The sequence below is a fragment of the Pseudoxanthobacter sp. genome (assembly GCF_036822375.1).
GTDB lineage: Bacteria > Pseudomonadota > Alphaproteobacteria > Rhizobiales > Segnochrobactraceae > Pseudoxanthobacter.
Genome location: NZ_DAISHT010000259.1, coordinates 1 through 4,292, shown reverse-complemented (window position 1 = coordinate 4,292; position 4,292 = coordinate 1). Strand labels below are relative to the sequence as shown.

Sequence of the window (4,292 nt, the reverse complement as noted above, 5' to 3'; positions counted from 1 at the left end):
ACCCGGCAGACCACCCGGCAGACCGCCTGCAAGCCCCTTCGGCAGGCCGGGCAGGCCACCGGGAAGGCCGCCGGGCAGCCCGCCCTTGCCCATGCTGCGGGCCATTTCCTCAAGCGCGGCCGGATCCATCTTCGGTCCGCCGCCCATCAGGCTGCCGAGGCCGCCGAGCAGGCCGCCCTTCTTCTTGCCCATCAGCTTCATCATGTCGGCCATGCCGCGGTGCATCTTCAGAAGCTTGTTCACTTCTTCCACGCGGGTGCCGGAACCGGCGGCGATGCGCTTCTTGCGGCTGGCCTTCAGGATGTCGGGCTTGCGGCGCTCGTCCGGCGTCATCGAGTACACGATGGCGATCTGGCGCCGGATCATGCGGTCGTCGAACCCGGAGGCGGCGATCTGGTTCTTCATCTTGGCGATGCCGGGCATCATGCCCATGATGCCGGACATGCCGCCGAGCTTCAGCATCTGGCCGAGCTGTTCGGCCAGATCGTCGAGGTCGAATTCGCCCTTGGCCAGCTTGCCGGCGATTTTGGCGGCCTTGTCGGCATCGACCGTCTGCGCCGCCTTTTCCACCAGGCTGACGATATCGCCCATGCCCAGGATGCGGCCGGCGATGCGCGAGGGATCGAAATCCTCCAGCGCGTCGGATTTTTCGCCCGTGCCGATGAGCTTGATCGGCTTGCCGGTGACGGCGCGCATGGACAGCGCCGCACCGCCGCGGCCGTCGCCGTCGGCGCGCGTCAGCACGATGCCGGTGATGCCGACGCGCTCGTCGAAGGCGCGCGCCACCGTCACCGCATCCTGACCGGTCAGGCTGTCGGCGACGAGCAGCACTTCGTGCGGCGACGAGATGCGGCGGATCTCCGCCATCTCGTGCATCAGCGGCTCGTCGATATGCAGGCGGCCGGCGGTATCCAGCATCACCACGTCATAACCGCCGAGGCGGGCGGCCATCATGGCGCGCTCGGCGATCTGGGTCGGCGACTGGCCGGCGATGACGGGCAGGGTGTCGATGGCGTTCTGCTCGCCCAGCACGCGCAGCTGCTCCTGCGCCGCCGGGCGGCGGGTATCGAGCGAGGCCATCAGCACCTTGCGCTTGTCGCGCAGGGTCAGGCGGCGGGCGATCTTGGCGGTGGTGGTGGTCTTGCCCGAGCCCTGCAGGCCGACCATCATGATGGCGAACGGCGGAGCGGCGTTGAGGTCGATCGGCTGGGCATCGGAGCCCAGCATTTCCACGAGCTGGTCGTGGACGATCTTGACCACCATCTGCCCGGGGGTGACGGACTTCACCACCTCCGCGCCGATGGCGCGGGAACGCACCTTGTCGGTGAACGAGCGCACCACGTCCAGCGCCACGTCCGCTTCGAGCAGCGCGCGGCGAACCTCGCGCAGCGCCGCGTCCACGTCGCTCTCGCTGAGGGCGCCACGGCGCGTCAGGGCATCGAAGATGCCGCTCAGGCGGTCCGAAAGGCTCTCGAACATGCGCGTTCCCGAAACAGTTCCGGCCGAAAACCACCGCGCAACGCAAATCGCGCCCGCGGGCGAATATCGCTGGCGGGCGTTGACCTCCGGGCTCTCGGGGCCCGGTCGGCGCGGGGGCGGTCCTCGACACGATCGAAGATGGGGCGGTTTTTAAGGGCGGGCGGGGTGCTGAGTCAAGCGTTTCCGCCGTTTCCGCGCGCCGGCACGCCGGCCATGAGCCAGAGGCCGGCAGCAAAGAACAGCGGAACGGCGGCGAAACCGGCCTGCTGGCTGGCGGTGAGGCTGGTCACGACCGCCACCGCCAGCGGTGCGGCAAAGCTCGTCAGCTTGCCGGTGAAGGCATAGAGGCCGAAGAAGGCGGCGATCTCCTTCGGCGGCGCCAGCGCCACCAGCAGCGTGCGCGAGGCCGATTGCAGCGGGCCGACGGCAAGGCCGATGACGATGGCCACCGCCATGAACACGCGCTCCGGCAGGCTGGCGAACAGGCCCTGGCCGGGCAGGGGCGGGGCGGCGGCCACAACGAACAGGATGTGCGTGCGGCCGACCGAAACAAGAATGAAGGCGGCCACGATCAGCACCGCCAGCGTGCCGGCGATCACCGGCTTCGGCCCGAAGCGGTCGTCCAGCCGGCCGCCGGCCACCGCGCCAAGGGCGGCGAACACGCTGAGGGAGAGGCCGAAAATGCCGAGTTCCGTATCGCCCCAGCCGAACTGGCCCGCACCATAGAGCGTGCCGAGCGCAAAAAGCGCGATCAGGCCGTCGCTGTAGAGCATCTGAGCCAGAAGAAAGCGGGCCATCGCCTTCTCGCGCGGCAGCAGGGCGAGGGCGGCGGCGAGCCGCTTCAGTCCGGCCGCGGCGCGGCCGCGCACGGCCCCGGCCGGGGCCCGGCGCTCCGGCACGAACAGGAACAGCGGCGCCACCACCACCAGATACCAGACCGCCGAAAGCGGGCCGGTCAGCCGCTCGCCCTCGTGCAGGGCCGGATCGAGGCCGAACAGCGGGCGGATGCCGATCAGCGTGCGTCCGGTTTCCGGCGAGGCGATGAAGAGCGCGAAGCAGGCCAGAACCACCGCCACCCCAACCGCATAGCCCGCCGCCCAGCCGGCGCCGGAAAGCCGGCCGATCCGCTCCGGCGGCACCATCGACGGCAGCATGGCATTGTTGAAGACGGTGGCGAATTCCGCCCCGAGCGTGCCCAGCACATAGCCGGCAAGGGCGATGGCAACCGCATGGGGCGCACCGGGGGCGGCGAACCACAGCATGGCGCTGCCGGCGACGAGGGGCAGCGAGGTCAGCGCGATCCACGGCTTCAGCCGGCCGCCGGCATCGGCCAGTGCGCCGAGAACGGGTGCGCCCAGCGCCAGCAGCACGCCGGCAACGCTGGTCGCATAGCCCCACAGGGCCTGCCCGCGCACCCCGTCGCCCACGACGGCGGTGGCGAAATAGGCCGGAATGACGAAGGTCATCACCAGCGAGAAGAACGGCTGGGTGGCGCAGTCGAACAGCACCCACGCAACGACCGCCCTGCGGCCCGGCCACTGTCCGGCGGCGGAGGCGGCGACCATATCCGGCTGCGACATGGCAGGGTTCCGATGCCGTTGGGGGAGGACGGACCCCTTCCGTGCACGAGGACGGGTCACGGCGCAAGGGTTGCGGCGCGCCGGCACAGGCCGGCGGCGAAAAGCGGCGGCCCGGCCGGCAGCGGTTGACAGGGGGGCACGGGCCGATATCGTCGCGCGCAAATTTCCCCGGCGCGCGCCGTTCCCCTCGCGGCCCCGCCGCACCCGGATGACCGGAGCGCCTCCCGGGCGCCACCAAGCAGGATCTTTGCCGATATGACCGCCATCGACACCGCCGAACTTTCCGCCGCGATCGAGGCCGCATGGGAGGACCGCGCCGCCATCGACGCCGCCACCCGCGGGCCGGTGCGCGATGCCGTGGAGACCACCCTTGCGCTTCTGGACGACGGCGCCGTGCGCGTCGCCTCGCAGGACGACAGCGGCTGGACCGTGCATCAGTGGGTCAAAAAGGCGGTGCTGCTGTCGTTCCGCCTCAATCCGATGGCCGTCATTCCCGGCGGCCCGGGGCAGGCGGTGTGGTGGGACAAGGTGCCCTCCAAGTTCGACGGCTGGGGCGCCAAGGCGTTCACGCAGGCCGGCTTCCGCGCCGTGCCGGGCGCCATCGTGCGGCGCTCCGCCTATATCGCGCCGGGCGTGGTGCTGATGCCGTCGTTCGTCAATCTCGGCGCCTATGTGGCCGAGGGCACGATGGTGGATACCTGGGTGACCATCGGTTCGTGCGCCCAGATCGGCCGCAACTGCCACATCTCCGGCGGCGTCGGCATCGGCGGCGTGCTGGAGCCGCTGCAGGCCGGCCCGGTGATCATCGAGGACGACTGCTTCATCGGCGCGCGCTCCGAGGTGGCCGAGGGCGTGGTGGTGGGCCGCGGCGCGGTGCTGTCCATGGGCGTGTTCCTCGGGGCCTCCACCAAGATCGTCGACCGCGAGACCGGCGAAGTGTTCGTCGGCCGCGTGCCGCCCTATTCGGTGGTCGTGCCCGGCACCCTGCCCGGCAAGCCGCTGCCGGACGGCACCCCCGGCCCGGCGCTGTCCTGCGCGGTCATCGTCAAGCGCGTCGACGAGCGCACCCGCTCCAAGACCTCCATCAACGAGCTGCTGCGCGACTGAGCGGCGGCCGCCGGGGCGGATTCTTTGCCCGGCCAAATTGCCATTTGGCCGAAGGGGTGATAGAAGCCGCCCCGTCTTCGTGGACCGCCCGGCTAAAAGGGCATGCCGTGGCGGCCCGAAATGCTC

General features: G+C 70.5%; 3 protein-coding genes. 1 reads left to right on the top strand and 2 read right to left on the bottom strand.

What is annotated here, in order from left to right:
* Positions 1 to 1,479 (bottom strand): signal recognition particle protein (gene ffh / locus V7067_RS16010; protein ID WP_334176899.1); only part of this gene is annotated, 1,479 nt, incomplete at its 3' end.
* A 173-nt stretch (positions 1,480 to 1,652) separates the two neighbouring features.
* Positions 1,653 to 3,059: an MFS transporter gene (locus tag V7067_RS16005; protein ID WP_334176898.1), complete on the bottom strand. Its 1,407-nt coding sequence runs from the start codon at positions 3,057 to 3,059 to the stop codon at positions 1,653 to 1,655.
* A gap of 255 nt (positions 3,060 to 3,314) precedes the next feature.
* Between V7067_RS16005 and dapD the strand changes: the two genes are divergently transcribed.
* A complete protein-coding gene (dapD, locus tag V7067_RS16000) occupies positions 3,315 to 4,166 on the top strand; it encodes a 2,3,4,5-tetrahydropyridine-2,6-dicarboxylate N-succinyltransferase (RefSeq protein WP_334176897.1) in 852 nt (283 codons plus the stop codon).
* Positions 4,167 to 4,292 lie beyond the last annotated feature (126 nt).

Bases quoted from the DNA above. Each gene is read 5' to 3' on its own strand.
- V7067_RS16005 (WP_334176898.1), bottom strand. From the start codon at position 3,059: ATGTCGCAGCCGGATATGGTCGCCGCCTCCGCCGCCGGACAGTGGCCG.
- dapD (WP_334176897.1), top strand. From the start codon at position 3,315: ATGACCGCCATCGACACCGCCGAACTTTCCGCCGCGATCGAGGCCGCA.